This is a genomic window from Streptomyces sp. NPDC007157 (assembly GCF_040634235.1).
Lineage (GTDB): Bacteria > Actinomycetota > Actinomycetes > Streptomycetales > Streptomycetaceae > Streptomyces.
The window spans coordinates 293252-318908 of record NZ_JBEYFE010000009.1; the positions used below are offsets into that span (position 1 = coordinate 293252).

Sequence of the window (25657 nt, forward strand, 5' to 3'; positions counted from 1 at the left end):
TAGGCCTACACCCCCGCCGCCCGCAACCGCTCCCGCGCCTCCATCAGTGCGAACCCCAGCAGGTTCAGCCCTCGCCAGCGGGACGGATCCGCCGCTCTCTCGTCCGTCGCGGCCAGGCCGATGCCCCATACCCGGTCCACCGGGCTCGCCTCCACCAGTACCCGGTCGCCGGTGGCGAGCAGGTACTCGCGCAGCCGCGGGTCGGCCGTGAACTTGTGCACGCTGCCGCGCGCCACTATCTCGAAGCGCTCCCGCTCCCATGTCGCCTCGTCGAAGTTCCGGACCAGCCGGCCCGCCTTCTTCGCCGCGGCGGGATGCCCGGCCGCCACGACCCGGCGCTCCGCCTCCGCGTCCCCGAACAGGCGGGCCTTTCCTGCCATCATCCAGTGCTCGGCGGTCGCGTACTCGACATCGTCGACCACGAAGCGTGACGGCCACCACTGGCTCAGGCAGCTCGCCGAGAGCTCTCCGTCGGGCCTCGGCCGGTGTCCCCAGAAGTGCAGGTACTTGATCCCGGCCCCCGCCCGGACGGCCCTGATCAGGGCTTCCGCGGAATCGATCTTCGCCATGCACGCCAGTCTGGCAGGCACCACTGACACTCCGTCCTGCCTTTTCCGTCCCGACTCGACACCTGGTCGACAGATTCCGTCGCGTAACCAAAAGGCAACAACGGAATCACTTGTTGGACTCCCCTTGCTCTGTCAGGATCGGCAGTCAAATCCAGCTGGAGCTACGCCACCCACCCCTCGGGACGGGACGACGGCGGAGGAGAAGCGACATGGACAACCCGGGCACCGCCACCCCGGAGACCTTCCCCGCGCAGGAGCGGCTCGCGGGCGGCGCACAGTACATCGCGGGACGGTTCAGCAAGGGCACGTCAGGCCGTACGCACGCCGTCGTGGACCCGGCCACCGGCGCGGAGGTGTACACCTACGAGCTGGCGGGGACGGACGACGTCGACCGGGCCGTGGCCGCCGCGCGGGACGCCTTCGACGGGTGGGCGGGGGCGACCCCCGGCGAGCGGTCGGACGCGCTGCACCGGTTCGCCGCCGTGCTCGCCGACCGCGCGGAGGAATTCGCCCGCGCCGAGTCCCTCCAGTGCGGCAAGCCGCTCAAGCTGACGCGTGAGTTCGACGTACCGGGGACCATCGACAACACCGCGTTCTTCGCGGGGGCCGCCCGGCATCTGCAGGGGCAGGCGGCCGGTGAGTACTCCGGCGACCACACGTCGTACGTCCGCCGCGAGCCCATCGGTGTCGTCGGGTCGATCGCGCCCTGGAACTACCCGCTCCAGATGGCCGCCTGGAAGATCCTCCCGGCGATCGCGGCCGGCAACACCATCGTGCTCAAGCCGGCCGAGCTGACCCCGCTGACCTCGTTGCTCTTCGCCGAGGCGGCCACCCTCGCCGGCATCCCCGACGGTGTGATCAACATCGTCACCGGGACCGGGAAGGTGGCCGGTGAGCATCTCGTCGGGCACCCCGATGTCGCCATGACCTCCTTCACCGGCTCCACCGGTGTCGGAAAGCGGGTGGCGGAGGTCGCCACGGCGACCGTGAAGCGGCTGCATCTGGAACTCGGCGGCAAGGCGCCGTTCGTCGTCTTCGACGACGCCGACCTGGAGGCGGCCGTCAACGGGGCCGTCGCGGGGGCGCTCATCAACACCGGGCAGGACTGCACCGCCGCCACCCGCGCGTATGTGCAGCGGCCGCTCTACGAGGCCTTCGTCGAGCGGACGGCCGCCCTGATGGAGACCGTACGGCTGGGCGACCCGTTCGCCCCCGGTACCGACCTGGGGCCGCTGATCTCGCACGCCCAGCGGGACCGGGTCGCCGGGTTCGTCGAGCGGGCGCGGGGCTACGCGCGCGTGGTGACCGGCGGCGAGCCGCCGCAGGACGAGCTGAAGAGCGGCGCGTACTACCGGCCCACGCTGATCGCCGACGCGCCGCAGGACAGTGAGATCGTCCAGGCCGAGATCTTCGGTCCGGTGCTGGTCGTTCTGCCGTTCGACAGTGATGATGAGGGCATCCGGCTGGCCAACGACACCCCGTACGGTCTGGCCGCCTCCGCGTGGAGCAGCAGCGTCTACCGGGCGAACCGCGCAACCCGCGAGATCAAGGCGGGGTGTGTCTGGGTCAACGACCACATTCCGATCATCAGCGAGATGCCGCACGGCGGCTACAAGGCGTCCGGCTTCGGCAAGGACATGTCGGTGTACTCGTTCGAGGAGTACACCCAGGTCAAGCACGTAATGTTCGACAATACGGCGGTTGCTCGGAAGGACTGGCACCGCACGATCTTCGGGGACCGATAGTCATACCTGCGGCCGCTCATCACGGCCCTCTTCCCGAAAGGGCATCAAGCGCATGAGGCAGTACGAGCCCGACCGCCCTTCGCCGGTCGAAGTGGCCGCCATCCGGCGCAGCCTCCGCACCGGCAGGGCCGCCCTGGCCCGCCGGTCGTTCCTGGGCGGTGCGCTAGCGGTGGGCGGCGTCGGGGCACTGAGCGCCTGCGGTATCCCCGCGGCCGGCAAGTCCCAGGGCGGCGTCTCCGCCGACGACCACTCGGCGAAGGAGAAGGTCGTCAACTTCTCCAACTGGCCCGAGTACATCGACGTGGACGACAGCGAGAAGCGCCATCCGACCCTGGACGCGTTCCGCAAGCGGACCGGCATCACGGTGAAGTACACCGAGGACATCAACGACAACGACGAGTTCTTCGGCAAGATCCAGCCGCAGCTCGCCGCCGGCCAGGACACCGGCCGGGACCTGATCGTCCTCACCGACTGGCTGGCCGCCCGCATGATCAGGCTCGGCTACGTCCAGAAGCTGGACGCGTCCAACCTGCCGCACGCCTTCGCCAACCTGTCGGACCAGTTCCGCAGCCCCGACTGGGACCCCGGCCGGGCCTACTCGTACCCCTGGCAGGGCATCTCGACCGTCGTCGCCTTCAACAAGAAGGCACTCAACGGCGTCGAGGTGAAGTCGGTCTCCGACCTGCTCGACAACCCCGCGCTCAAGGGCCGGGTCGGCCTGCTGACCGAGATGCGGGACACCGTGGGCATGACCATGCTCGACATGGGCATCGATCCGGCGACGTTCACCGGCGACGACTACGACTCGGTGATCGCCCGGCTCCAGAAGGCCGTCGACAAGGGGCAGATCCGCCGCTTCACCGGCAACGACTACACCTCGGACCTCAGCAAGGGCGACCTGGCCGCCTGCGTCGCCTGGGGCGGCGACATCGTGCAGCTCCAGGCCGACAACCCGGACGTCGACTACGTCATCCCGGCCAGCGGCTACATGACGTCGACCGACAACATGCTGATCCCCAACAAGGCGCGCCACAAGACGAACGCCGAGCGGCTCATCGACTACTACTACGAGCCCCAGCAGGCCGCGGAACTCGCCGCCTACATCAACTACGTCAGTCCGGTCGCGGACGTACAGCCGTACCTTGCCAAGATCGACAAGTCGGCGGCCAGCAACCCGCTGATCGTTCCCGACAAGGCCATGCAGGCCAAGTCCCGTGCCTTCCGCTCCCTGAGCTCGAAGGAAGAGACGGCCTACCAGCAGAAGTTCGCGAAGCTCACAGGGGCGTGACGACACCATGACGACAGACAGCAGCGGCGACGTCCGCCTCACCGGCATCGGCAAGACCTACGACAACGGCTTCACCGCCGTACGGCCGATGGACCTGACCGTGCCGCAGGGCTCCTTCTTCGCCCTCCTCGGTGCCTCGGGCTGCGGCAAGACCACCACCCTGCGCATGATCGCGGGCCTGGAGGAGCCGACCAGCGGCACCGTGCACCTCGGCGACCAGGACGTGACCCGTCTGCCGCCGTACAAGCGGCCGGTGAACACGGTCTTCCAGTCCTACGCCCTCTTCCCGCACCTCGACATCTTCGAGAACGTCGCCTTCGGACTGCGCCGGCGCGGCATCAAGAGCGTGAAGAAGCAGGTCGAGGACATGCTGGACCTGGTGCAGCTCGGCGAGCAGGCACGCAAGAAGCCGCACCAGCTCTCCGGCGGCCAGCAGCAGCGGGTCGCGGTGGCCCGGGCGCTCATCAACCACCCCAAGGTGCTGCTCCTCGACGAGCCGCTCGGCGCCCTCGACCTCAAGCTGCGCCGTCAGATGCAGCTGGAGCTCAAGCGGATCCAGACCGAGGTCGGCATCACCTTCGTCCATGTCACGCACGACCAGGAGGAGGCCATGACCATGGCCGACACGGTCGCGGTGATGAACGCGGGACGGGTGGAGCAGCTCGGCTCGCCCAGCGATCTGTACGAGAACCCCAACACGACCTTCGTCGCCAACTTCCTCGGGACGTCGAACCTCATCGAGGCCGAGGTCGACACGAAGAGCGGGGACGACATCATCCTCAAGGCCGGCGGCGGCAAGCTGGTGCTGCCCGAGGCGCGATGTTCGGCGCCGACCCGGACGGGCGGCAAGGTGCTCGTCGGCATCCGGCCCGAGAAGATCTCCCTCACGCACGCCGACGACGCCGGCTCGATCCCCGAGGGGCGCAACCGGATCACCGGCAAGATCGCCGACGCCAGCTTCATCGGTGTCTCCACGCAGTACGTGATCGACAGCGCGGTCTGCCCCGAGTTCGCGGTGTACGTGCAGAACGTCGACCGCGACGGCCGGCTCGTCCCGGGCGCCGACGTCGTCCTGCACTGGAGTCCGGCCCACACCTTCGGTCTCGACGCCGACCAGGACATCGACGCCGGCACCGAGGAGGAAGCCGCCTGATGGCCACGCTCTCCGAGGCGCCGCCGCCCCTGGCGCCCGCCGAACCCACGAAGAAGCCCCCGCGCAGGCGGGGCCGGTTCACGCCGTACTGGCTGCTGCTGCCCGGCCTGCTCTGGCTGGTCGTCTTCTTCGCGCTGCCGATGATCTACCAGGCGTCCACGTCCATCCAGACGGGTTCCCTGGAAGAGGGCTACAAGGTCACCTGGCACTTCGCGACCTACTGGAACGCGCTGAGCGAGTACTGGCCGCAGTTCCTGCGGTCCGTCTTCTACGCGGCCGCGGCGACCGTGCTCTGCCTGCTGCTCGGCTACCCGCTGGCGTACCTGATCGCCTTCCGGGCGGGCCGCTGGCGGAACCTGATCATGATCCTGGTGATCGCGCCGTTCTTCACCAGCTTCCTGATCCGCACCCTGGCCTGGAAGACGATCCTCGCCGACAACGGCCCGGTCGTGCACGTACTGAACTCGCTGCACATCCTGGACCTCACCGACTTCCTCGGCTGGACGGCCGGCGACCGCGTCCTGGCCACACCACTCGCCGTCGTCTGCGGTCTGACGTACAACTTCCTGCCGTTCATGATCCTTCCGCTCTACACCTCGCTGGAGCGCATCGACGGTCGGCTGCACGAGGCGGCCGGCGACCTGTACGCCAAGCCCTGGACGACGTTCCGCAAGGTCACCTTCCCGCTGTCGATGCCGGGCGTGGTCTCCGGCACGCTGCTGACCTTCATCCCGGCGGCCGGTGACTACGTCAACGCCGAACTCCTCGGCTCGACCGACACCCGCATGATCGGAAACGTGATCCAGACGCAGTTCCTGAGGATTCTCGACTATCCGACGGCGGCCGCGCTCTCCTTCATCCTCATGGCCGCGATCCTGTTCATGGTCACGATCTACATTCGCCGGTCCGGGACGGAGGATCTGGTCTAAATGCCCTTCGTCAACTGGTTCAAGAAGCGTCTCGTCGTCATCGCGGGACTGCTCACCCTCGGATATCTGCTGCTTCCGAACGTCATCGTCACGGTGTTCTCCTTCAACAAACCGAAGGGGCGCTTCAACTACGAGTGGCAGCAGTTCTCACTCGACGCCTGGAAGCAGCCGTGCGGAGTCGCCGACATGTGCGGCTCGCTCTCCATCAGCCTCCAGATCGCCGTCTGGGCGACCATCGGCGCCACGCTTCTCGGCACGATGATCGCCTTCGCCCTGGTCCGCTACCGGTTCCGCGCCCGTGGCGCCGTGAACTCGCTGATCTTCCTGCCGATGGCGATGCCCGAGGTCGTCATGGCGGCCTCGCTGCTCACCCTGTTCCTCAACATGGGCGCCCAGCTCGGCTTCTACACGATCCTGATCGCCCACATCATGTTCTGCCTCAGCTTCGTCGTCACCGCGGTCAAGGCGCGCGTGATGTCGATGGATCCGCGCCTGGAGGAGGCGGCCCGGGACCTCTACGCCGGACCGGTGCAGACGTTCGTCAGGGTCACCCTCCCCATCGCGGCCCCCGGAATCGCGGCGGGTGCGCTGCTGTCCTTCGCGCTCTCCTTCGACGATTTCATCATCACCAATTTCAACGCGGGCTCCACCGTCACCTTCCCCATGTTCGTCTGGGGTTCGGCACAGCGCGGCACGCCCGTCCAGATCAACGTCATCGGTACGGCCATGTTCCTGGTCGCGGTACTGCTCGTGCTGGTATCGATGCTCATCACCAACCGCCGCACCAGGCAAAAGGCATGAAGCACCATAAAAACTCTGTAGGGAGTTGAAAATCATGGCCCCAAGCGCCATGAGCCGTCAGGCAGATTGGACCAGGTCTCTCTCCGAAGCACAGCCGGTCCCGTACTGGCTCGAAGACCCCGGCAAGCCCCACCCCGAGCCCGCGCTCACCGGCGCCGACACCTGCGACCTGCTGGTCGTCGGCGGCGGGTACAGCGGACTGTGGACCGCGCTCAACGCCAAGGAGCGCGACCCCGGGCGCGAGGTGGTCCTGCTGGAAGGCCGCGAGGTGGGCTGGGCCGCCTCCGGCCGCAACGGTGGCTTCTGCGCCGCCTCCCTCACCCACGGGCTGCCCAACGGGATCGGCCGCTGGCCCGGTGAGATCCATCGCCTGGAGGAGCTGGGCCGGCGCAACCTCGACGAGATCGAGACCGCGGTCGCCCGGCACGGCATCGACTGCGAGTTCGAGCGCACCGGCGAGATCGACGTGGCCACCGAGCCCTACCAGGCCTGGGAACTGCGCGACTGGCACCGGGAGCTGGAGGGCAAGGGCCTCGCGGACGGCATCGAGTTCCTCGACGCCGAGGCGCTGCGCGAGCAGGTGAACTCACCCACCTTCGAGGCCGGCCTGTGGGACCGCAGGGGCGTGGCCATGGTCAACCCGGCCAAGCTCGCCTGGGGCCTCAAGCAGGCCTGCCTGGCCCTCGGGGTCCGGGTGTACGAGCACACTCCCGCCCTCGAACTGAAGGCGTACGGCGCCGGCATGGCCGTACGCACCCCGTACGGCTCGGTCCGGGCCCGGCGGGTCGCGCTCGGCACCAACATCTTCCCGAACCTGGTCAAGCGGGTCCGCGCCTACACGGTCCCGGTCTACGACTACGCCCTGATGACCGAGCCGCTCACCGCCGAGCAGCTCGGCGCGATCGGCTGGAAGAACCGGCAGGGCCTCGGCGACTCGGCCAACCAGTTCCACTACTTCCGCCTCTCGGCCGACAACCGGATCCTCTGGGGCGGCTACGACGCCATCCACCACTACGGCGGCCGGGTCCGCGCCGAGTACGACGACCGCCCGGAGACCTACGCCAAGCTCGCCGGGCACTTCTTCACCTGCTTCCCGCAGCTGGAGGGCGTCCGCTTCACGCACGCGTGGGGCGGCGCGATCGACACCTGCTCCCGCTTCTCGGCGTTCTTCGGCACCGCCCATCAGGGCCGGGTGGCGTACGCGGCCGGGTACACCGGCCTCGGCGTCGGCGCGACCCGGTTCGGCGCCGACGTGATGCTGGACCTGCTGGCCGGCGAGGAGACCGAGCGCACCCGTCTGGAGATGGTCCGCAAGAAGCCGCTGCCGTTCCCGCCGGAGCCGTTCGCCTGGACCGGCATCGCCCTCACCAAGTGGTCGCTGGCCCGCGCCGACGCCCGTGGGGGCCGCCGCAACCTGTGGCTCAGGGCGATGGACCGGGTGGGGCTGGGCTTCGACAGCTGACCCCGGCATGTGATCCGGGTCACCCCAACGGGGTGGAAAAACCCGCGTAATGCCCCAGGAAGACCTCCCTCTCTCCTCGTGACGCGACACCGCGTCGACGAGGCGGGACTGGGAGGTCTTCTGATGACTGGGGCGAAGACGGCGGTCGAGTGGCTGGCATCCGTCGCACCTGACCCCGAGGCGTGCCGCTGGGAGTGGGAGCGCAGCCCTCTGGGGGTCGCGCTGCTGCCCGCCGGCCGGGCCTGGGACGTACTGATCCTGCCGGGCGAGCTCGGCTACCCCACCCTCGACGTGCTCACCCGCGTCCTCGATCAACCGGGGCCTGTCCTGGTCGACTTCGGGGACAACCGGGTGGGCTTCTTCGTGCCGCCCGGAACGGCCGCCCGGTGGCTCGGCACCGGGATCCGCACGGCGGGCGCCGGCACCTGGATCGTCGTGCCGTATCCCGGCCGGTCGACCCAGGGGGTGCGGTGGCTGGTGGTGCCGGACGGGTCGGGGACGCTGACGGATCCGGCGCTGCTGGAGTTGGCCATGCACGAGGCTGCCGCCGGTTTGGCCGATGACCAGGCGCCGTTCGCGTGAGGTTGTCGGTCGGGTGCGGGTGTGTGGGGGTTGTTCGCGCAGTTCCCCGCGCCCCTTGGCGGGTGGCAGGTCTGCGGGCGGTTCGTTGCCGTAGCTCTTGACAGGTAAATTGGTCTGGACCAAATTGAGTGCGCATCCCACCTCCAATTCCCCCATCACCGGAGGCACTTGTGGTACGCGCGAGACCTGTTCTCACCATGCTCACGGCCGGTCTGCTGGCCGTGTCCGGTATCACCGCGCTCTCGTCGGCCGCCCGTGCGGCCGACGCGGACCTCGCCAGGAACGGCGGCTTCGAGTCCGGTCTCGACAACTGGAGTTGTACGGCCGGTACGACGGTCGGCTCACCCGTGCACAGCGGCGGCTCCGCGCTCCAGGCGACCCCGGCCGGCAGCGACAACGCCCAGTGCGCGCAGACGGTGACCGTACAGCCGGGTGCGCAGTACACCCTGTCCGGTTACGTCCGCGGCTCCTACGTCTACCTCGGCGCGAGCGGCACCGGCACCACCGACGTCTCCACCTGGACCCAGTCCGCCCCCGACTGGCAGAAGCTCACGACCACCTTCACCACCGGCGCCTCGACGACCAAGGTCACCATCTACACCCACGGCTGGTACGGCACCGGCGCCTACTACGCCGACGACATCTCCCTCGTCGGCCCGGGCGGCACCACGGGCCAGCCGCCCGCCGCGCCCACCGGCCTGAAGACCGGCACGATCAGCTCCTCCAGCGTGGGTCTGTCCTGGACGGCGGTCACGGGTGCCACCGGCTACGCGATCTACCGCAACGGCACCAGGGTCCAGACGGCGACCGGGACGTCTGCCACGGTCACCGGTCTCACGCCCGCCACCGCCTACAGCTTCCAGGTCACCGCGGTGAACGACGCCGGCGAGTCCGCGAAGTCGGCCGCGGTGACCGCCACCACCACCGCCGGCTCCTCCGGCGGCTCCACCGACCTGCCCACCCACGCCCTGGTCGGCTACCTGCACGCCTCCTTCGCCAACGGCTCCGGCTACACCCGGCTCGCCGACGTCCCCGACAGCTGGGACGTCATCGACCTGGCCTTCGGCGAACCGACCTCGGCCACCTCCGGGGACATCCGCTTCAACCGCTGCCCGGTCACCGAGTGCCCGAACGTCGAGAGCGACGCCGACTTCAAGGCGGCGATCAAGGCCAAGCAGGCGGCCGGCAAGAAGGTGCTGATATCGATCGGCGGCGCCAACGGCCAGGTCCAGCTCACCACGACCGCCGCCCGGGACACCTTCGTCTCCTCCGTCTCGAACATCATCGACACCTACGGCCTGGACGGCCTGGACGTCGACTTCGAGGGCCACTCGCTGTCCCTGAACGCGAACGACACGGACTTCAAGAACCCGACGACCCCGGTGGTCGTCAATCTCATCTCCGCGCTGAAGACCCTGAAGGCCAGGTACGGGTCGAAGTTCGTGCTCTCCATGGCGCCCGAGACCTTCTTCGTGCAGATGGGCTACCAGTTCTACGGCACCGGCAAGTTCGGCGGCCAGGACCCGCGCTGCGGGGCCTACCTCCCGGTCATCTACGCCCTGCGCGACGACCTGACCCTGCTGCACGTCCAGGACTACAACTCGGGCCCGATCATGGGCCTCGACAACCAGTACCACTCCATGGGCGGCGCCGACTTCCACATCGCCATGACCGACATGCTGCTCACCGGGTTCCCGGTGGCGGGCGACGCCAACAACGTCTTCCCGCCGCTGCGCCCGGACCAGATCGCGATCGGCATGCCGGCCTCGACCAACGCGGGCAACGGCTATGTGGCCCCGGCCGAGGTCACCAAGACCCTGGACTGCCTGACGAAGAGGACGAACTGCGGCTCGTACGCGACCCACGGCACCTGGCCTGCCCTGCGCGGCCTGATGACCTGGTCGGTCAACTGGGACCGGTTCTCGAACTGGGAGTTCCAGAAGAACTTCGACGCGTACTTCGGCTGAGCAGCAGCCGCAGTGCCGTCAGCAGGACCGTGCACAGGCACCAGCTGGCCGCCACGTCCAGCGGCCAGTGGTAGCCGCGCCGGACCAGGCCGTAGGAGACGGCGAGGACCAGGACCGCGCAGCCGGTGACGACCGTGCGGCGGGCGGCGCGGGAGCGAAGCCAGGGGAGGAGGAGCAGGGCCGCGGAGCCGTACGCGATCGCCGCCGTCGCCGTGTGGCCGGAGGGGAAGTAGCCGACCGCCGGGGGCACCACCGGGGTCCCCGGACGGGCGGTCCACTCCTTGACGGGCACGATGATCGCCGGGACCAGGGCCATCAGGGCGGCGGCCGCGGCGGGCGGCAGCCACCAGCGGTCTGTACCGGTGGAACGGCCGCGCCGGACGACGTATCCGATGACGATCACCAGGACCGGAACCGCGACCTGCACGTTCCCGAGGTCGGAGAGCAGCTCGGAGAACCGGTCCGGGTGGACGAGTGCGCCGCTCAGACGGCTGTCCAGGTGGAGCAGGGGGCCATGGGCCACGACCTGCCAGGTGATCAGCGCGAAGAGAAGGGCCGGAAGGCCCACGAGCCCCAGGAGTCCCGCGAGGGGAAAGCGAAGGAAGGAGGTCGGCCGCCCCGGAACAGGGGGGGTGGTTCCGGGGCGGCCGTCCGGATCGGAACGCCGCGCGCCCCGGGGGGTTTGGGGCGAGCGACCGTCCGATCGGTGAGGAGATCCGGAGCCAGAGGCCCCGGTTGTGTGCGCGAGGGCACGACCAGGTCGAAGCTGGGGAGGCCCCGGCCTGAAGTCGCCCACAGTCCCCTGTGGGCGGGGTGTATCTCTCATCTGCTTAGAACCTACGGCAGGGGCAGGCGTGGCGACAGGCGGAATCGCGTCCCGTCATCCACCTCGCACACCTTCTTCACATGGCCTGACGGTGGCCGCCCCAGCCCCCCACATCACGCCAGGTGGGAGGGGAGGGGCGGCGGTGACACACGGGTTCGGCACCCTGTGGGCGGGCTGCGCGAAGCCTGTGGCTCAGATCCGGGCGAAGGCCTGCTCGATGATGTCGAGGCCCTCGCTCAGCAGGTCCTCGCCGATGACCAGCGGCGGCAGGAAGCGCAGCACGTTGCCGTAGGTGCCACAGGTAAGGACCAGCAGGCCCTCCTGGTGGCAGGCCTTGGCGAGGGCGGCGGTCGCCTCCGGGTTCGGCTCCTTGGTCGTACGGTCCTTGACCAGCTCGATGGCGATCATCGCGCCGCGGCCCCGCACGTCGCCGATGACGTCGAACTTCTCGGCCATGGCGGACAGCCGCGGCTTCATGATCGCCTCGATGGCCTTCGCCTTGGCGTTGAGGTCCAGCTCCTTCATGGTCTCGATGGCACCGAGCGCACCGGCACAGGCGACCGGGTTGCCGCCGTAGGTGCCGCCGAGGCCACCGGAGTGCGCCGCGTCCATGATCTCGGCGCGGCCCGTGACGGCGGCCAGCGGCAGACCACCGGCGATGCCCTTGGCGGTGGTGATCAGGTCCGGGACGATCCCCTCGTCCTCGCACGCGAACCACTGACCCGTACGGCAGAACCCGGACTGGATCTCGTCGGCGACGAACACGATCCCGTTGTCCTTGGCGTACTGGCTGATCGCCGGCAGGAAGCCCTTGGCGGGCTCGATGAAGCCGCCCTCGCCGAGCACCGGCTCGATGATGATCGCGGCCACGTTGTCCGCGCCGATCTGCTTGTTGATCATGTCGATGGCCTGGGCGGAGGCCTCGGCACCGGCGTTCTGGGGGCCGGTGAGCCAGCGGTAGCCGTACGCCACGGGCACCCGGTAGACCTCCGGCGCGAACGGCCCGAAGCCGTGCTTGTACGGCATGTTCTTCGCGGTCAGCGCCATGGTGAGGTTGGTCCGCCCGTGGTAGCCGTGGTCGAACACCACGACGGCCTGCCGCTTGGTGTAGGCGCGGGCGATCTTCACGGCGTTCTCGACGGCCTCGGCGCCGGAGTTGAACAGCGCGGACTTCTTGGCGTGGTCTCCGGGCGTCAGCTCGGCCAGCGCCTCGGCGACCGCCACATAGCCCTCGTACGGGGTGACCATGAAACAGGTGTGGGTGAAGTCGGCCAGCTGGGCGGCGGCCCGGCGTACGACGGCCTCGGCGGAGGCACCCACGCTGGTGACCGCGATACCGGAACCGAAGTCGATCAGGCGGTTGCCGTCGACGTCCTCGATGATGCCGCCGCCGGCGCGGGCGGTGAACACCGGCAGCACGGAACCGACGCCCTGCGCGACCGCGGCGGTACGGCGGGCCTGCAGCTCCTGCGACTTGGGGCCGGGGATGGCGGTGACGACGCGGCGCTCCTGCGGAAGTGCGGTCATGGGGGCTCCCTGATCAATCGTGCGTTCCGGGGCGCTGTGCGTGTCCGGCGGCCCCGGGGCGGCTCCGGCGGTGCGTATCCGGACGCTCTCCTTCTTTCTTCGCAGGCTAGGGCCGCTTATGAGAGGTGGGCATGCTCCATGTGGGTGTTGTCGGAAGACGGCGTTGTCCGTGGTGGACATAGGGCTCCGGACGACGCCGGGATCCGGCTGAGGGTTCCTCGGCCGTGTAAGCGGTGAACTCCCCTTCGGAGGGCGTTAGATTGACTCGCTGACGGTGGACGGAACAGCTGGTCAGGGGGAAAGGGCGATGGACAGCGACGGGACGCGGGACACGCGGGGCACGCACGCGCACCCTGTGCCGCGTCCGGCGGGGCCGCAGGACGCGGGCAGGACGCCGGGCGAGGCCGCTGCCGTGCCGCCGCGGCCGAGCCTGCCTCCGGGGACGCCGAACCTGCCGCCCGGGGCGCCTCCGATGCCCGACGGCTCGGCCTTCGTGAGCTGGCTGCGGGCGCCGCGCCCGGAGGCCGCGCCCGGGGTGTGGCGGTTCCGGTACACGCCCAGGCCCGAGGAGGAGCCCGAGCGGATCCCGGCCCGGCAGCTGCTGAGCGGTGCGCTGATCGCGTTCCTGGTCGGCTGGCTGTTCTGGTCGCTGCTGTGGAACGGCTACCTGGGCGGCTGGTGGGTGGTGCCCCTGGAGCTGTTCACCCCGGACTCCTGGCGGCACAGCGACGACCGCGTCGGCAACGCCTTCCTCTGGTACGGCTACTACACGCTCATCGCCCTGGCGATCATGCTCGTCGTCGGCCGCCTCGGCCGCTGGGGCGAGGTCTGGCGCCGCTACGGCCCGCGAGCCTGGACCCGGGCCGCCGCCGCCCCCGCCGCCGAACGGCCCCCCGCCCCCGAGCAGGACCCCGCCCAGTGGCCCCACCTCCGGGCCGCCGGGGCGCACGATGCCGCCGACCGGCTGGCCGCCGAGGCGCGGGCCGGGCTCATGGGGGACGTGGACCAGGCCCGGATCGCCCGCGCCTGGCAGGGCGTGCGCAGCGGCCGGCACAGCATGGCGTCCTTCTCCGCCGCCGTGGTCAAGGACGGCGCCGCCGCCTGCCTGCACCCCTCCGGGGAACGCGACCTGCCCGCCCGGCACGCCCGGCACGACCTGGTCACCGGCCAGGTGCGGCTCGGCACGACCGCCGACGACCCCCGCAACGCCTACCGCTACCGCGGCGCCGGTCTCGCCCTCGGCCCCGAACTGCTCGGCACCTCCCTGCTCGCCGTCGGCCCGGCCGGCTCCGGCAAGACCGGCGCGCTGGTACGCCCGCTCGCCGAGTCGCTGTGCCTGCACGCACTCGCCGGCCGCGCCTCCGTGGTCGTCGTCGGCGCGGCCGGTGCCGGACTGGGACCCGCCGACTCCTACGACGTCGTCGTCCGCATCGCGCACCCCGAGTCCGTCTACGACCTCGACCTGTACGGCGGCACCACCGACCCCGACGAGGCCGCCGCCATAATCGCCGAGGCCCTCGTCGGCGACCTCGCCGACCCGCACCCCGGCAGCGACAGCCGCCGCTCCACCACCGTCCTCGCCCAGCTGCTCGGCCCGTTCAAGGCGGTCCATGGCCGCTTCCCCTCCGTACCCGAACTCCGCCAGCTCCTGGACGGCGCCCCCGGCCCGGTGGCCGCGCTCCGCAAGGCGCTGACGGCCACCGGACACGCGTCGCTGCTGCGCGAACTCGACGCCCGGGAACGGCAGATGGGTCATCCCGGCGACGTGGGCTCGGTCCTGGCCGACCGCATCGCCCTGCTCGACCGCCCGGCCTTCGCCGGGTTCTTCGACACCTCCGGCCAGTCCCGCCCCTTCTCCCTCAAGGCCCTCGACCACCCGGTCCGGGTCCGGATCGACCTGCCCGAGCGCGGCCACGCGGACGCCTCCCGCATCCTGGCCCGGCTGGTGCTCGCCCAGTTCACGGCGAGCGTGACGGTACGGGACGACCGTTCGCTCTTCGCCTGCCTGCTCCTGGACGACGCGACGGGCGTGGTGACCCCGGAGGCGGTACGGGCCGTCCAGCGGCTGCGGTCGGCCAACGCGGGCGTGGCGCTGACCCTGCGCACCCTGGACGACGTACCCCGCCCCCTGCGCGGGCCGCTGCTGGGCGCCACCGGCTGCCGTATGGCCTTCGCCGGGCTGACCCCCTGGGACGGCCAGGACTTCGCCGAGGTCTGGGGCAAGGAGTGGACCGAGGCCCGGGACGTCACCGACCGCCAGATCATCGCGGAGACCCCGGCGGGCAAGGCGCTGCACGTCGTACGGCAGGTCATCACCGGCAAGGCGCCCACGGCCCGCGCGGTCACCGTCCGCCAGGTGGAGCGCGAGCGCTGGTCGGCCTCCGAGCTGGCCCACGGTGTGCCGGCGGGCCACGCGGTCCTCTCCCTGACGACCGTCAAGGGCGAGCACGCGCCGCCGCTGCTGGTGGACCTCAGGGGCGGCACCGGCCGAGCTTGAACAGGGGGGTACACGCGACCGTACAGTGAGGCAGAATCGACAGAGGTCGTTCATACGAGACGGCCAAAGGCCCACTGCCCCCTGTACACGTCTTCACGTGTTCCCGACCGAAGAGAAGATCTGACGGCCCGATGCCACCGACGCTCGCCTCGCTCGTCCACCATTCCGCGCTCAAACTCACCGTGCGCGCGGGCGAGGACCGCCTCGACGTGCCCGTGCGCTGGGCCCATGTCAGCGAACTCGCCGACCCGGTGCCGTACATGGAGGGCGGGGAACTGCTCCTGATCACCGCGCTGAAGCTGGACGCGGATGATCCGCAGGCGATGCGCAGGTATGTGAAACGCCTGGTGGGAGCAGGTGTGGTAGGTCTCGGCTTCGCCGTCGGGGTCAACTACGACGAGATCCCCGAGGCCCTGGTCGACGCGGCCGAGCAGGAGGACCTGCCGCTCCTCGAGGTCCCGCGCCGCACCCCCTTCCTCGCCATCAGCAAGGCCGTCTCCGCGGCGATCGCGGCCGACCAGTACCGGGCGGTGACGGCGGGCTTCGCCGCCCAGCGCGAACTGACCAGGCAGGCCCTGAACGCCGGGCCGGAAGGCCTGCTCGCCGCACTCGCCGCGCAGGTCAACGGGTGGGCGGCGCTGTACGACGCCTCGGGCGCGGTCGTCGCCACGGCACCGGAGTGGGCGGGCCGCCGGGCGGCCCGGCTGACGGCCGAGGTGGAACGGCTGCGGGAGCGCCCGGCGCCGGCCTCCTCGGTGGTGGGCGGCCCGGACAACGAGGACCGGGTGGAGCTGCACTCGCTGGGCACCGGCCGCAGGTCCCGGGCGGCCCTGGCGGTCGGCACCGCGGCCGCCCTCGGCACCGCCGAGCGGTACGCCGTCCACTCGGCCATCGCCCTGCTCACACTGACGACGGAACGTTCGCGGTCGCTGCACGCGGCCGAGCAGCGGGTGGGCGCGGCGGTGCTGCGCATGCTGCTCGCCGGGCAGCCGGACCACGCCCGGGGGGTCGCCGGGGACCTGTACGGCGGACTTCTCGACGCCCCCTTCCGGATCATCGTCGCCGATGCGGGCGCCGAGCCGCTCGCCGGTCTCGCGGAGGCGGTCGAGTCGGCCGCGGCGCGCGCGGGGGAGCCGGTGCTGGTGGTGCCGGAGGGGGAGCGGCTGGTGGTGCTGGCCGCGGACGGGGGCGCGGCGGTGGGCGCGTGCGTCGATCACGCGGCGGCGCGCGAGGCCGCGCGGGCCGTACCCGAAAAGGACGCCACCGAGGAGGACGACCTGGTCGTGGGCATGTCCGCCCCGTCCGGCCCGATCGGCGCGGCGGCCGCCTACAAACAGGCCGAACAGGCGCTGTCGGTGGCCCGGCGGCGCGGTCGGGTGCTGGTCGAGCACGAGCAGCTGGCCGCCGGTTCGGTGCTGCCGCTGCTGGCCGACGACGCGGTGAAGGCGTTCGCGGACGGCCTGCTGCGGGCGCTGTACGAGCACGACGCCACGGGCCGCGGCGACCTGGTGGCCTCCCTGCGGGCCTGGCTGTCCCGGCACGGCCAGTGGGACGCGGCCGCCGCCGACCTGGGCGTCCACCGGCATACGCTGAGGTACCGGATGCGCAGGGTCGAGGAGATCCTGGGCCGTTCCCTGGACGACCCGGACGCCAGGATGGAGCTGTGGCTGGCCCTGAAGGCGACCTCGGCGGACTGACCACCGCCGGAGAACCCGGAGGACCCCGGAGAACTCGGAGAACAAGGCCCACGCGCCCCTGCCAAAGAGGCGCACCCCCGCTCGCCACCACTACACCCCGGACAAGCGCCGCTTCTCCTTCCCGCGCCTACGGTGGACCTCGGAAGCCAAGAAATCCCCTCACGCGGAAGGGCCGGGACTCTCATGACCGCCACCCACGCCTTCTGGCTCGCCGGCCGTCAGGTCACCGGCGAGGACACCTTCGACGTCACCAGCCCCTGGGACGGGCGCCTCGTCGGCAAGGTCGGCCTGCCGACCGACGCGCAGGTCGAGGAAGCCGTCGCCGCCGCGTACGCCGTACGGGACGAGTTCGCCGCCACCCCGGCCCACATACGCGCCGCCGCTCTCGACCACGTCAGCCGGCGCCTCGCCGAGCGCACCGAGGAGATAGCCCAGCTGATCTCCGCCGAGAACGGCAAGCCGATCAAGTGGGCGCGCGGCGAGGTCGGCCGTGCCGTCTCCGTGTTCCGGTTCGCCGCCGAGGAGGCCCGCCGCTTCAACGGCGGCGAGGCCCAGCGGCTCGACACCGACCCCGGCGGCCAGGGCCGGCTCGCGCTGACCCGCCGCTTCCCCAAGGGCGTCGTCCTCGGCATCGCACCCTTCAACTTCCCGCTCAACCTCTGCGCCCACAAGATCGCCCCGGCCATCGCCGCCGGCGCGCCGATCATCCTCAAGCCGGCGCCCGCCACCCCGCTGTCCGGCCTGATCATCGGCGACCTGCTCGCCGAGACCGAGGGACTCCCGGCCGGCTCCTGGTCGATCCTCCCGGTCGCCAACGACAAGATGGCCGCCCTCGTCCAGGACGAGCGCCTCCCGGTCATCTCGTTCACCGGTTCCGAGAAGGTCGGCTACTCGATCATGGACTCGGTGCCCCGCAAGCACTGCACCCTGGAGCTGGGCGGCAACGGCGCGGCCGTCGTCCTCGGCGACTACGCGAGCGACGCCGACCTCGACTGGGCCGCCACCCGCATCGCCACCTTCTCCAACTACCAGGGCGGCCAGTCCTGCATCTCCGTGCAGCGGGTCATCGCCGACGCGTCCGTGTACGACCGGCTGCTCCCGCGCATCGTCGCCGCCGTGGAGGCCCAGGTCACCGGTGACCCCGCCGACGCCAAGACCGACGTCGGCCCGCTGGTCAGCGAGGCCGCCGCGGAGCGCGTCGAGGCATGGGTGAAGGAGGCCGTGGAGGCCGGCGCCACCCTGGTCACCGGCGGCGACCGCGACGGCGCCAGCTTCGCGCCGACCGTCCTCACCGAGGTCCCGGCCGACACCACGATCTCCTGCGAGGAGGTCTTCGGACCCGTCCTCACCGTGCAGAAGGTGTACGGCGAGGCCGAGGCCCTGGCCGCCGCCAACGACTCCAAGTACGGCCTCCAGGCGGGCGTCTTCACCCACGACCTGCAGACCGCCTTCCGCGCCCACCGCGCCCTTGAGGTCGGCGGTGTCGTCATCGGTGACGTCCCCTCCTACCGCGCCGACCAGATGCCGTACGGCGGCGCCAAGCAGTCCGGCGTGGGCCGCGAGGGCGTCAAGTTCGCGATGGACGACTACACCTACGAGCGGGTCCTGGTCCTCACCGGCCTCGCCCTCTGACCTGCGGACAGCTCACCACGGCCGGAGCCCGCTGTGCGGGGGCTCCGGCCGTGGTGTTGCGCATGGGGTGGGACCTGGGCAGGACATTCGCGCGGGTGAGCACGCCTGGCCGGTGGTGTGTGCCACGAGTGGCCGGGGTACTCGTGGCACACACCGTACGGGGCGCCCCGCAGGAACCCAGGCCGTCACGGCTCGACGGCTGCGGGGCACCCGGCGTCCCACATCCCTCCTGCGAGGCCTCCCATGAGCCGTCTCTTCTCGCCGCTCACCCTCCGCGGCACGACCTTCCCGAACCGGGCCTGGGTCGCCCCCATGTGCCAGTACAGCTCGGTCGACGGCTATCCGCAGGACTGGCATCTGGTCCATCTCGGCTCCCTGGCACGCGGCGGGTCCGGCCTGGTCATGCAGGAGGCCACGGCGGTGGAACCTGAGGGCCGGATCACCCCTTCCGACGCCGGCATCTGGGATGACGGGCAGGCCGCCGCGTACAAGCGGATTACCGACTTCGTCCACGGGCAGGGAGCCATTGCCGGCATCCAGATCTCCCATGCCGGCCGCAAGGCGTCGACGGCACCGCCCTGGGAGGGTGACGTGTACGTCGAACCGGAGGCCGGAGGATGGCAGACGGTCGCACCGTCACCGCTGCCATTCGGCGACTGGCCGGCCCCGCGGGAACTTGGCGCGGACGACATCCGCGCTCTGGTCCGGGCCTTCGGCGAGGCCGCCGCGCGGGCGCTGTCCGCCGGCTTCGAGGTCCTGGAGATCCACGCCGCGCACGGCTATCTGCTGCACCAGTTCCTGTCACCGCTCTCCAACCACCGCAGCGACGAGTACGGAGGCGATCTCGACGGGCGCAGCCGTTTCCTGGTCCAGGTCACCGACGCCGTACGGGCGCAGTGGCCCGAGGACCGCCCGCTGTTCGTACGCTTCTCGGCCACGGACTGGGCCGACGGCGGCTGGACCCCGGAGGAGACGGTCGAGCTGTCGCGGCACCTGGTGGCCCACGGCGTCGATCTGGTGGACATCACCAGCGGCGGGCTCGTCCACAACGCCCGTATCGAAGTGGAGCCCGGCTACCAGGTGCCCTTCGCCCGAACCGTCCGCGAGGGCGCGGCCCTGCCCGTCTCCGCGGTCGGCCTGATCACCGCACCGGAGCAGGCCGACCAGATCCTCGTGGACCGCTCGGCCGACGCGATCATGCTCGCGCGTGAACTGCTGCGCAACCCGACCTGGCCGCTCCGCGCGGCCCGGGTGCTCGGTGACGACGTCCCGTGGCCGAAGCAGTACCAGCGTGGCCGCCCACGTCATCGCTGAGGCAGTCGTCGCCCGAGCAGTCGAGAATTCGGCCCAAGGCAATGAGGTTTCATCCGATATGAGCGATCAATGCACCAATGCCGCTTTTCCCGTGCCCCAGGGCGAGTCGGCGCGGGCGCTGCTCGCGGCCGACCGTGTCGCCACGCTGCGGCAGATATCCGCCCTTGGCCGTGAGTTCGAAGGGATCGTCGAGGCGAACGCACTGGTGGCCATCGACGACGAGCACGACCCGGAGGGGGCGAGCACGGCCTTCGAGCGGGCGCACGTCATCGCTCTGCTGTCCCAGTCGCGCGAGCATCTGAACGATCTCGATCGCGCCCTGGAACGGTTGGAGAGAGGTGACTACGGGCGCTGCGAGCAATGCGGTGAGCCGATCCCGACGGAGCGCCTCGAAGTTCGCCCGGCGGCGAAAACCTGCGTGCGCTGCGCGTCCGTAGCTCGTTGAAGGGTGCACAGTTGAGGGCGCGACATCTCGTCCTGCCCCAACTCGGCGTGGGTAGATGCCGAGTTCTTCCGCCGGCGGCCGCTCACCATCTGACCTTCACCCGGCTCGATCAGGAGAAGACACGGCCTGGCTCATCGGATACCGCCGACACCCTGTAGAGGGCTCACGGTGCGGGGGCTCCGGCCGTCGGTGTGCTCGGGCCCGCCGAGCTCCACCGACGGGTGATCCCGGCCGGTGACTGGGTCCTCTCGAAGGGGCCCGGCACCGATGCCTTCCGGGACCGGGCCCCTTCTCGGTGCCGGCCGCTCCGGACCCTCAACCGGAGAAGCCGACGTGCGCGAGCCGCAGCGGGCCGCGCAGCCTGAGGTGGACGTCGTGCACACCCTCGGCGACGAGGCCGGCGGTGAGCGAGGTGTACGCATACGGGCCCGGCGTCGGCTCGGCGAGCGTCAGCACCGCCGGCGACGGGCCGCCGTCCAGGGAGAGTTCCAGCGAGCCGGCGCCCGACACCCGCGCGGTCACCTCCGTCACCCCCTGACCGAAGTCACAGTCCCGGTAGACGAGTTCACCGACGCCGTCGCCCTTCGGCGTGACCGCGTCGCCCGCCGTCCTCGTACGGTCCACGATCGCGATCCCCGACTGCTCGTCGAAGCCGGCCGCATCCAGGCCGCGTTCGGAGGTGACATCACGCGGTGTTGCCCGCTCGCCGTCCAGGATCACCGTCGTACGCAGCCGGATGTCCTCGCTGGACGCACCGACCAGGACGTCGTACGGCCCCTGCTCCAGGCGTCGTCGGTCCCGCGCCACGTCCCAGAACGCGAAGGCGGAGAGCGGGACTTCGAAAGTCAGCCCGGTCCGCTCGCCGGGGGCGAGGGTGATCCTGCGGTGGGCCAGCAGTTCGCGGCGTGGGCGCACCGACGACGGCTCGACCGCCCGGGAGTAGAGCTGGGCCACCTCGTCCGCCGTCACGTCACCGGTGTTGGTGACCGTGAACGACACCTGGAGCGTCCCCGCGGCCGGCTCGGCGACCAGGTCGGCGTAGGAGAAGGACGTGTACGACAGGCCGTGGCCGAACGGGAAGAGCGGGGTGCCCTCGAAGTAGAGGTATGTCTGCCGGGCGTCCAGCACGTCGTAGTCGAGCAGGTCGGGGAGGTCCGCGTCGGCGGCGTACCAGGTCTGCGGAAGGCGGCCCGCGGGGGAGACGTCGCCGGCCAGGACACGGGCGAGCGCGGTGCCGGCCGCCTGGCCGCCGTGCGCCGTCCACAGGACGGCGGGAAGGCGGGCCACGTCCACCGCGTAGGGGTAGGCCGAGGTCAGGGCCAGGATCGTCCGCGGGTTGGCGGAGCGGGCCGCGCGCAGCAGACGCTCCTGGTGCGGGGGCAGGGCCAGGGTCGTACGGTCCTCGGTCTCGCGGCCGTTGATGTGCGGGTCGTTGCCGGCGACGACCAGGACCGCGTCGGCAGCCGCGGCCACCCTGGCGACGGCCTCCGCGCCCCGCTCGACGATGATCAACTCGAAGATCGACGCGTTCTCGGCGGCAACCCGCACGCCGTCGGCGGCGACACAGACGTGGCGACCCGTGCCGAGATGCCGCAGGAGGTGACCGTTCTCGTGGGGTTCCAGGCGGAATGTCTCCTGGACGACCCAGCCGCCGGGCTGGTCGGCGGAGGCGCGGATCCGGCCGTCGTCGGCGACCGAGAGATAACGGCCGTCGGGGGCGCGGAGCGTCAGCACGCCCTCGCCCCAGTCGACGAGGGCGAGTTCGGTGCCCGTGGCGTCGGTGGTCAGCGGGGGCAGGTCGGTACGGCCCGCCAGCAGCGCCGGGTCCAGGGCGCCCGCCGCGCCGCGCGCCTCGTCGGCGGCCTCGGGGGCGGGCGGCACGTGCAGGAAGGTGCCATCCGGGAGCCTAAGCCGGACCCGGTCCACGCCCTCCGCGAACTCCACCCGCTCCGCGCCGAACCGTTCGTACAGGCCCTCCAGCGGGGTGGAGCGGTGCAGCAGCGTGCCGCTGTACCAGTCGAGCTTGCACTCGTCGGCGAGCAGACCGACCACCGCGATCCGGGTGTCGGGCGCGAGCGGCAGCAGGTCGTCGTCGTTCTTGAGGAGGACCACCGCCTGTTCCGCCGCCTCCTGGGCCAGGGCGCGGTGGGCCGGGGTGTCGAAGTCCGACGTGTGCGCGTACGGGTCGTCGTGCGGGTCGAACTCGCCGAGGCGGAAGCGGACCGAGAGCTGGCGGCGCACGGCCGTGTCGATGTCGGCCTCGGTCAACAGGCCCTGTTCCATTGCCCCGTTGATCCGCGCGACGATCTGCGAACTGTCCGTGCCGTGGTCGGTGAAGCTGTCGACACCGGCGAGGAGGGCGGCCGCCGTGGCTTCCTCGTGGGTGTCGAAGTAGTGCTCGTGGTCGACCAGGTTGCTGGGCGCGCCGGCGTCCGAGCAGACCAGCAGATCCTCCTCCGTCCAGGTCCGCAACTGCTCACGCAGATACGGGGATACGTGGTTGGGTCGACCGTTGACCAGGTTGTACGCGGGCATCACCCCGGCCACCGCGCCCGCCCGCACGGTCTCCTCGAAGGCGCGCAGGTCGTACTCGTGCAGCACCCGCGGGCGGACGGAGGAGGAGGAAGTGGCGCGGTCCGTCTCGTTGTTGTGGGCGAGCCAGTGCTTGAGGACGGGCGCGGTGCGCCAGTACACCGGGTGGTCGCCGCGCAGCCCGCGGGTGTAGGCGGTGGCGATGGCGGAGGTGAGCCTCGGGTCCTCGGAGTAACCCTCCTCGTTGCGGCCCCAGAGCGGGTGGCGCAGCAGATTCACCGTCGGTGCCCAGACGTTGAGGCCCACGCGGTCGTCGCGGGCGCGCATCGCCCGGACCTCCTGGGACACGGCCTCGCCGACCCGGCGTACGAGATCGGTGTTCCAGGTCGCGCCGAGGCCGACCGCCTGCGGGAACACCGTCGCCGGGCCCATCCAGGCGACCCCGTGCAAGGCCTCCTGACCGGTGCGGAAGGCGGCGATGCCCAGGCGTTCCACGGCGGGCGCGAACTGGTGCAGGAAGGAGACCTTCTCGTCCAGGGTGAGTCGCGCCAGCAGGTCGTCGATGCGCTTCGCGAACGGCAGGCGCGGATCGCGGAAAGGCGGCGTGGGCGGCGTTTGAGCGGTCACGTGCGGTTCCCCTTGCGATGGAGCGACGAGGAGCTTTCGAAGCGCTTCGATGCTCATTCGGCACACCGTCGAGTGTCAAGAGACGCTCACTCAAAATTCAAGCAGCACATACGAAGAGGTCATCCCGGCCACCTCGGAGGAATCTTGGGAGCGACCCTTGTGCACCCCCGAGTGTTCACTTAACCTCGCAGCAACATCGAAGCGCTTCGACTAGCCGATTCACCGGTCCGCCCCAGGGACGTACGACGGTGGTCGACCGTGGTCGGGGGATCGCTTCGGCTCAGCCAGTTCCACTCGAGACACCGCAGCCGACGGCCACCGCCGGGTGTCCTGGTGCGCCATGAAGGGTTGACGCAATGACGCCGAACGCCGCTTCCGCCCCCTCCGGGCCGAGCCGGAGAAGTTTCCTCGCCTCCACGGCCGTGGCCACCGCAGCGGTGGCGGGCGGGATGCCGCTGCTCGCCGCCTGCGGAGCGTCGGACAGCGGATCGGGAGGTGGCTCCTCCTCGGGCAAGGACGCGAAGAAGCTGCTGCCGTCCTACGTCGCCAACAACGTGGTGGCCCCGGACATCCCGGCGAAGAACGGCTCGGCGATCGGCTTCACCAGCAAGCTCGACCTGGCGACCCTGAAGACCTCGGTGCCCAAGAAGCTCGGCAAGGGGGGCAAGGTCAGCATCATGTCCCCGTTCTGGGGCTCCCCGCCGAAGGGCGACAATGCCTACTACAAGGCGATGAACGACCTGATCGGCGTCGACGTCCAGTGGCAGAACCAGGACGGCAACACCTACGACCAGAAGCTGGGCGCGGTCCTCGCCTCCAGCGACGTACCGGACGTCGTGGTCGTCCCGAACTGGAACATGGGCGGCAGGATACCGACCGCCATCATCAGCAAGTTCGCCGACCTCGGGCCGTACCTGTCGGGTGACAAGGTCAAGGACTACCCGAACCTCGCCGCCATCCCGACCGACGCCTGGCGGCGGTGCATATTCGGCGGCAAGCTGCGCGGACTGCCGATGCCGTCCTCGTACGTCACCAACATCGTGCCCTTCTACCGCAAGGACATCTTCGACAAGGAGGGCTACGACGTCCCGCGCTCGGCGGACGAGTTCCTGTCCCTGGCCAAGGAGATCACCAACGCCAAGGCCAAGCGCTGGGCCTGCATGGACATGAAGTGGACCGCCTGGCAGATGTTCGGCGTCCTGTCCGGCAGCGAGAAGCCGCTCGGCTGGAACCTCGTCGACGGCAAGCTGGTCAACCGCATCGAGACCGACGAGTACCTCGAAGCCCTGGAGTGGACCCGCAAGCTCTTCGCCGCCGGTGTCGTGCACCCCGACGCCAAGCTGGGCAAGAACGCCCCCGACCCGGGCCCCAAGTTCGCGGCCGCCGAGTTCCTGATCTACGCCCAGGACATCAGCCAGTGGTGGAGCCGCACCGCCGAACAGGCCACCCAGAACCCGGACTACAAGATCTGGGGCATGGACGTCTACGCCCACGACGGCGGGGACCCGCAGGTCTGGGCCGAACAGCCGGCCGGCATCTTCGCCTTCATCAACAAGAAGGCCTCGGAGTCCGTCGTCCACGACGTGCTGGCCGTCGCCAACGTCACCGCCGCGCCGTACGGCACCAAGGAGTACATGGCCACCAACTACGGCGTCGAGGGCACCCACTACACCGTCAGGAACGGCGTGCCCACCAAGACCACCCAGGGCAACAACGAGGTCCTCAACGCCTACGTCATGGTCGCGAGCCCCGCCGCCACCATCGCCCACCCCGACTTCCCCGACGTCGCCAAGGCGCAGGTCGAGTGGCAGCAGCGGATGGGCTCCTTCACCAGGAAGTCCAGCTTCTTCGGCCAGATGATCACCGAGCCGTCCCGCTACACCAACCTCATGAACGACTTCGAGACGCTGGAGGACGACATCACCCGCGGCCGCAAGAAGATCAGCGACATGCAGCAGGCCGTCTCCGACTGGAAGAGCAAGGGCGGCGACAAGCTGCGCGACTGGTACCACAAGCTGCTCGACGACAACGGTTCTTCGGCGAGCTGACCAGGCACTGAGGCAA

At 70.4% G+C, this 25657-nt stretch carries 18 protein-coding genes; 14 read left to right on the top strand and 4 right to left on the bottom strand.

Features of this window, described 5'->3' with window-relative positions; translation table 11 throughout:
- Positions 1 to 5 precede the first annotated feature (5 nt).
- A complete protein-coding gene (locus ABZ642_RS19440) occupies positions 6 to 569 on the bottom strand; it encodes an NADAR family protein (RefSeq protein ID WP_360485080.1) in 564 nt (187 codons plus the stop codon).
- A gap of 209 nt (positions 570 to 778) precedes the next feature.
- Here ABZ642_RS19440 and ABZ642_RS19445 point away from each other — a divergent pair, with 209 nt between their 5' ends.
- The 8 genes from ABZ642_RS19445 to ABZ642_RS19480 all read left to right on the top strand — a co-directional run bounded on the left by ABZ642_RS19445 (position 779) and on the right by ABZ642_RS19480 (position 10496).
- Positions 779 to 2314: a gamma-aminobutyraldehyde dehydrogenase gene (locus ABZ642_RS19445; RefSeq protein WP_360485083.1), complete on the top strand. Its 1536-nt coding sequence runs from the start codon at positions 779 to 781 to the stop codon at positions 2312 to 2314.
- A gap of 52 nt (positions 2315 to 2366) precedes the next feature.
- A complete protein-coding gene (locus ABZ642_RS19450; protein WP_360485086.1) occupies positions 2367 to 3602 on the top strand; it encodes a spermidine/putrescine ABC transporter substrate-binding protein in 1236 nt (411 codons plus the stop codon).
- Between the two features lie 7 nt (positions 3603 to 3609).
- Positions 3610 to 4755: an ABC transporter ATP-binding protein gene (locus ABZ642_RS19455; protein WP_360485089.1), complete on the top strand. Its 1146-nt coding sequence runs from the start codon at positions 3610 to 3612 to the stop codon at positions 4753 to 4755.
- On the top strand, positions 4755 to 5684 hold the full coding sequence (locus ABZ642_RS19460; RefSeq protein WP_360485092.1) for an ABC transporter permease: 930 nt from the start codon (positions 4755 to 4757) through the stop codon (positions 5682 to 5684). The genes ABZ642_RS19455 and ABZ642_RS19460 overlap by 1 nt, the downstream gene beginning before the upstream one ends.
- Complete coding sequence (locus ABZ642_RS19465) at positions 5685 to 6485, top strand: ABC transporter permease (protein ID WP_351712027.1); 801 nt, start codon at positions 5685 to 5687, stop codon at positions 6483 to 6485.
- Positions 6486 to 6519: 34 nt separating this feature from the next.
- The gene (locus tag ABZ642_RS19470) at positions 6520 to 7947 is read left to right on the top strand and encodes an FAD-dependent oxidoreductase (RefSeq protein WP_360485096.1); all 1428 of its coding nucleotides are present in this window, start codon (positions 6520 to 6522) and stop codon (positions 7945 to 7947) included.
- Positions 7948 to 8070: 123 nt separating this feature from the next.
- Entirely contained in the window at positions 8071 to 8529 is a 459-nt protein-coding gene (locus ABZ642_RS19475) for a hypothetical protein (RefSeq protein WP_360485099.1), read from the top strand.
- 197 nt (positions 8530 to 8726) lie between these two features.
- Positions 8727 to 10496, top strand: coding sequence for a glycoside hydrolase family 18 protein (locus tag ABZ642_RS19480; protein ID WP_360485102.1), 1770 nt, complete (start codon positions 8727 to 8729; stop codon positions 10494 to 10496).
- Here the strand turns inward: ABZ642_RS19480 and ABZ642_RS19485 are convergent.
- Both ABZ642_RS19485 and gabT read right to left on the bottom strand, forming a co-directional pair.
- Positions 10435 to 11322 carry a phosphatase PAP2 family protein gene (locus ABZ642_RS19485; RefSeq protein ID WP_360485105.1) on the bottom strand — a complete coding sequence of 296 codons (888 nt, stop codon included), beginning with the start codon at positions 11320 to 11322 and terminating at the stop codon, positions 10435 to 10437. The two genes, ABZ642_RS19480 and ABZ642_RS19485, sit on opposite strands and share 62 nt — an antisense overlap.
- Before the next feature lie 192 nt (positions 11323 to 11514).
- Positions 11515 to 12849: a 4-aminobutyrate--2-oxoglutarate transaminase gene (gene gabT / locus ABZ642_RS19490; protein ID WP_360485108.1), complete on the bottom strand. Its 1335-nt coding sequence runs from the start codon at positions 12847 to 12849 to the stop codon at positions 11515 to 11517.
- A gap of 307 nt (positions 12850 to 13156) precedes the next feature.
- Here gabT and ABZ642_RS19495 point away from each other — a divergent pair, with 307 nt between their 5' ends.
- The 5 genes from ABZ642_RS19495 to ABZ642_RS19515 all read left to right on the top strand — a co-directional run bounded on the left by ABZ642_RS19495 (position 13157) and on the right by ABZ642_RS19515 (position 20434).
- The gene (locus ABZ642_RS19495) at positions 13157 to 15346 is read left to right on the top strand and encodes an ATP-binding protein (protein WP_360485111.1); all 2190 of its coding nucleotides are present in this window, start codon (positions 13157 to 13159) and stop codon (positions 15344 to 15346) included.
- Between the two features lie 131 nt (positions 15347 to 15477).
- Positions 15478 to 17043, top strand: coding sequence for a PucR family transcriptional regulator (locus tag ABZ642_RS19500; RefSeq protein WP_360485113.1), 1566 nt, complete (start codon positions 15478 to 15480; stop codon positions 17041 to 17043).
- A 183-nt stretch (positions 17044 to 17226) separates the two neighbouring features.
- Positions 17227 to 18675, top strand: a complete 1449-nt coding sequence (locus tag ABZ642_RS19505) for an aldehyde dehydrogenase family protein (protein WP_360485116.1) — start codon at positions 17227 to 17229, stop codon at positions 18673 to 18675.
- 243 nt (positions 18676 to 18918) lie between these two features.
- Entirely contained in the window at positions 18919 to 19989 is a 1071-nt protein-coding gene (locus ABZ642_RS19510; protein WP_360485119.1) for an NADH:flavin oxidoreductase/NADH oxidase, read from the top strand.
- Positions 19990 to 20047: 58 nt separating this feature from the next.
- A complete protein-coding gene (locus tag ABZ642_RS19515; protein ID WP_360485198.1) occupies positions 20048 to 20434 on the top strand; it encodes a TraR/DksA C4-type zinc finger protein in 387 nt (128 codons plus the stop codon).
- A gap of 315 nt (positions 20435 to 20749) precedes the next feature.
- On the opposite strand, the gene ABZ642_RS19520 is transcribed toward ABZ642_RS19515, so the two are convergent.
- A complete protein-coding gene (locus ABZ642_RS19520; protein ID WP_360485122.1) occupies positions 20750 to 23593 on the bottom strand; it encodes a glycoside hydrolase family 3 C-terminal domain-containing protein in 2844 nt (947 codons plus the stop codon).
- A 356-nt stretch (positions 23594 to 23949) separates the two neighbouring features.
- Here ABZ642_RS19520 and ABZ642_RS19525 point away from each other — a divergent pair, with 356 nt between their 5' ends.
- A complete protein-coding gene (locus ABZ642_RS19525) occupies positions 23950 to 25641 on the top strand; it encodes an extracellular solute-binding protein (protein ID WP_360485125.1) in 1692 nt (563 codons plus the stop codon).
- Positions 25642 to 25657 lie beyond the last annotated feature (16 nt).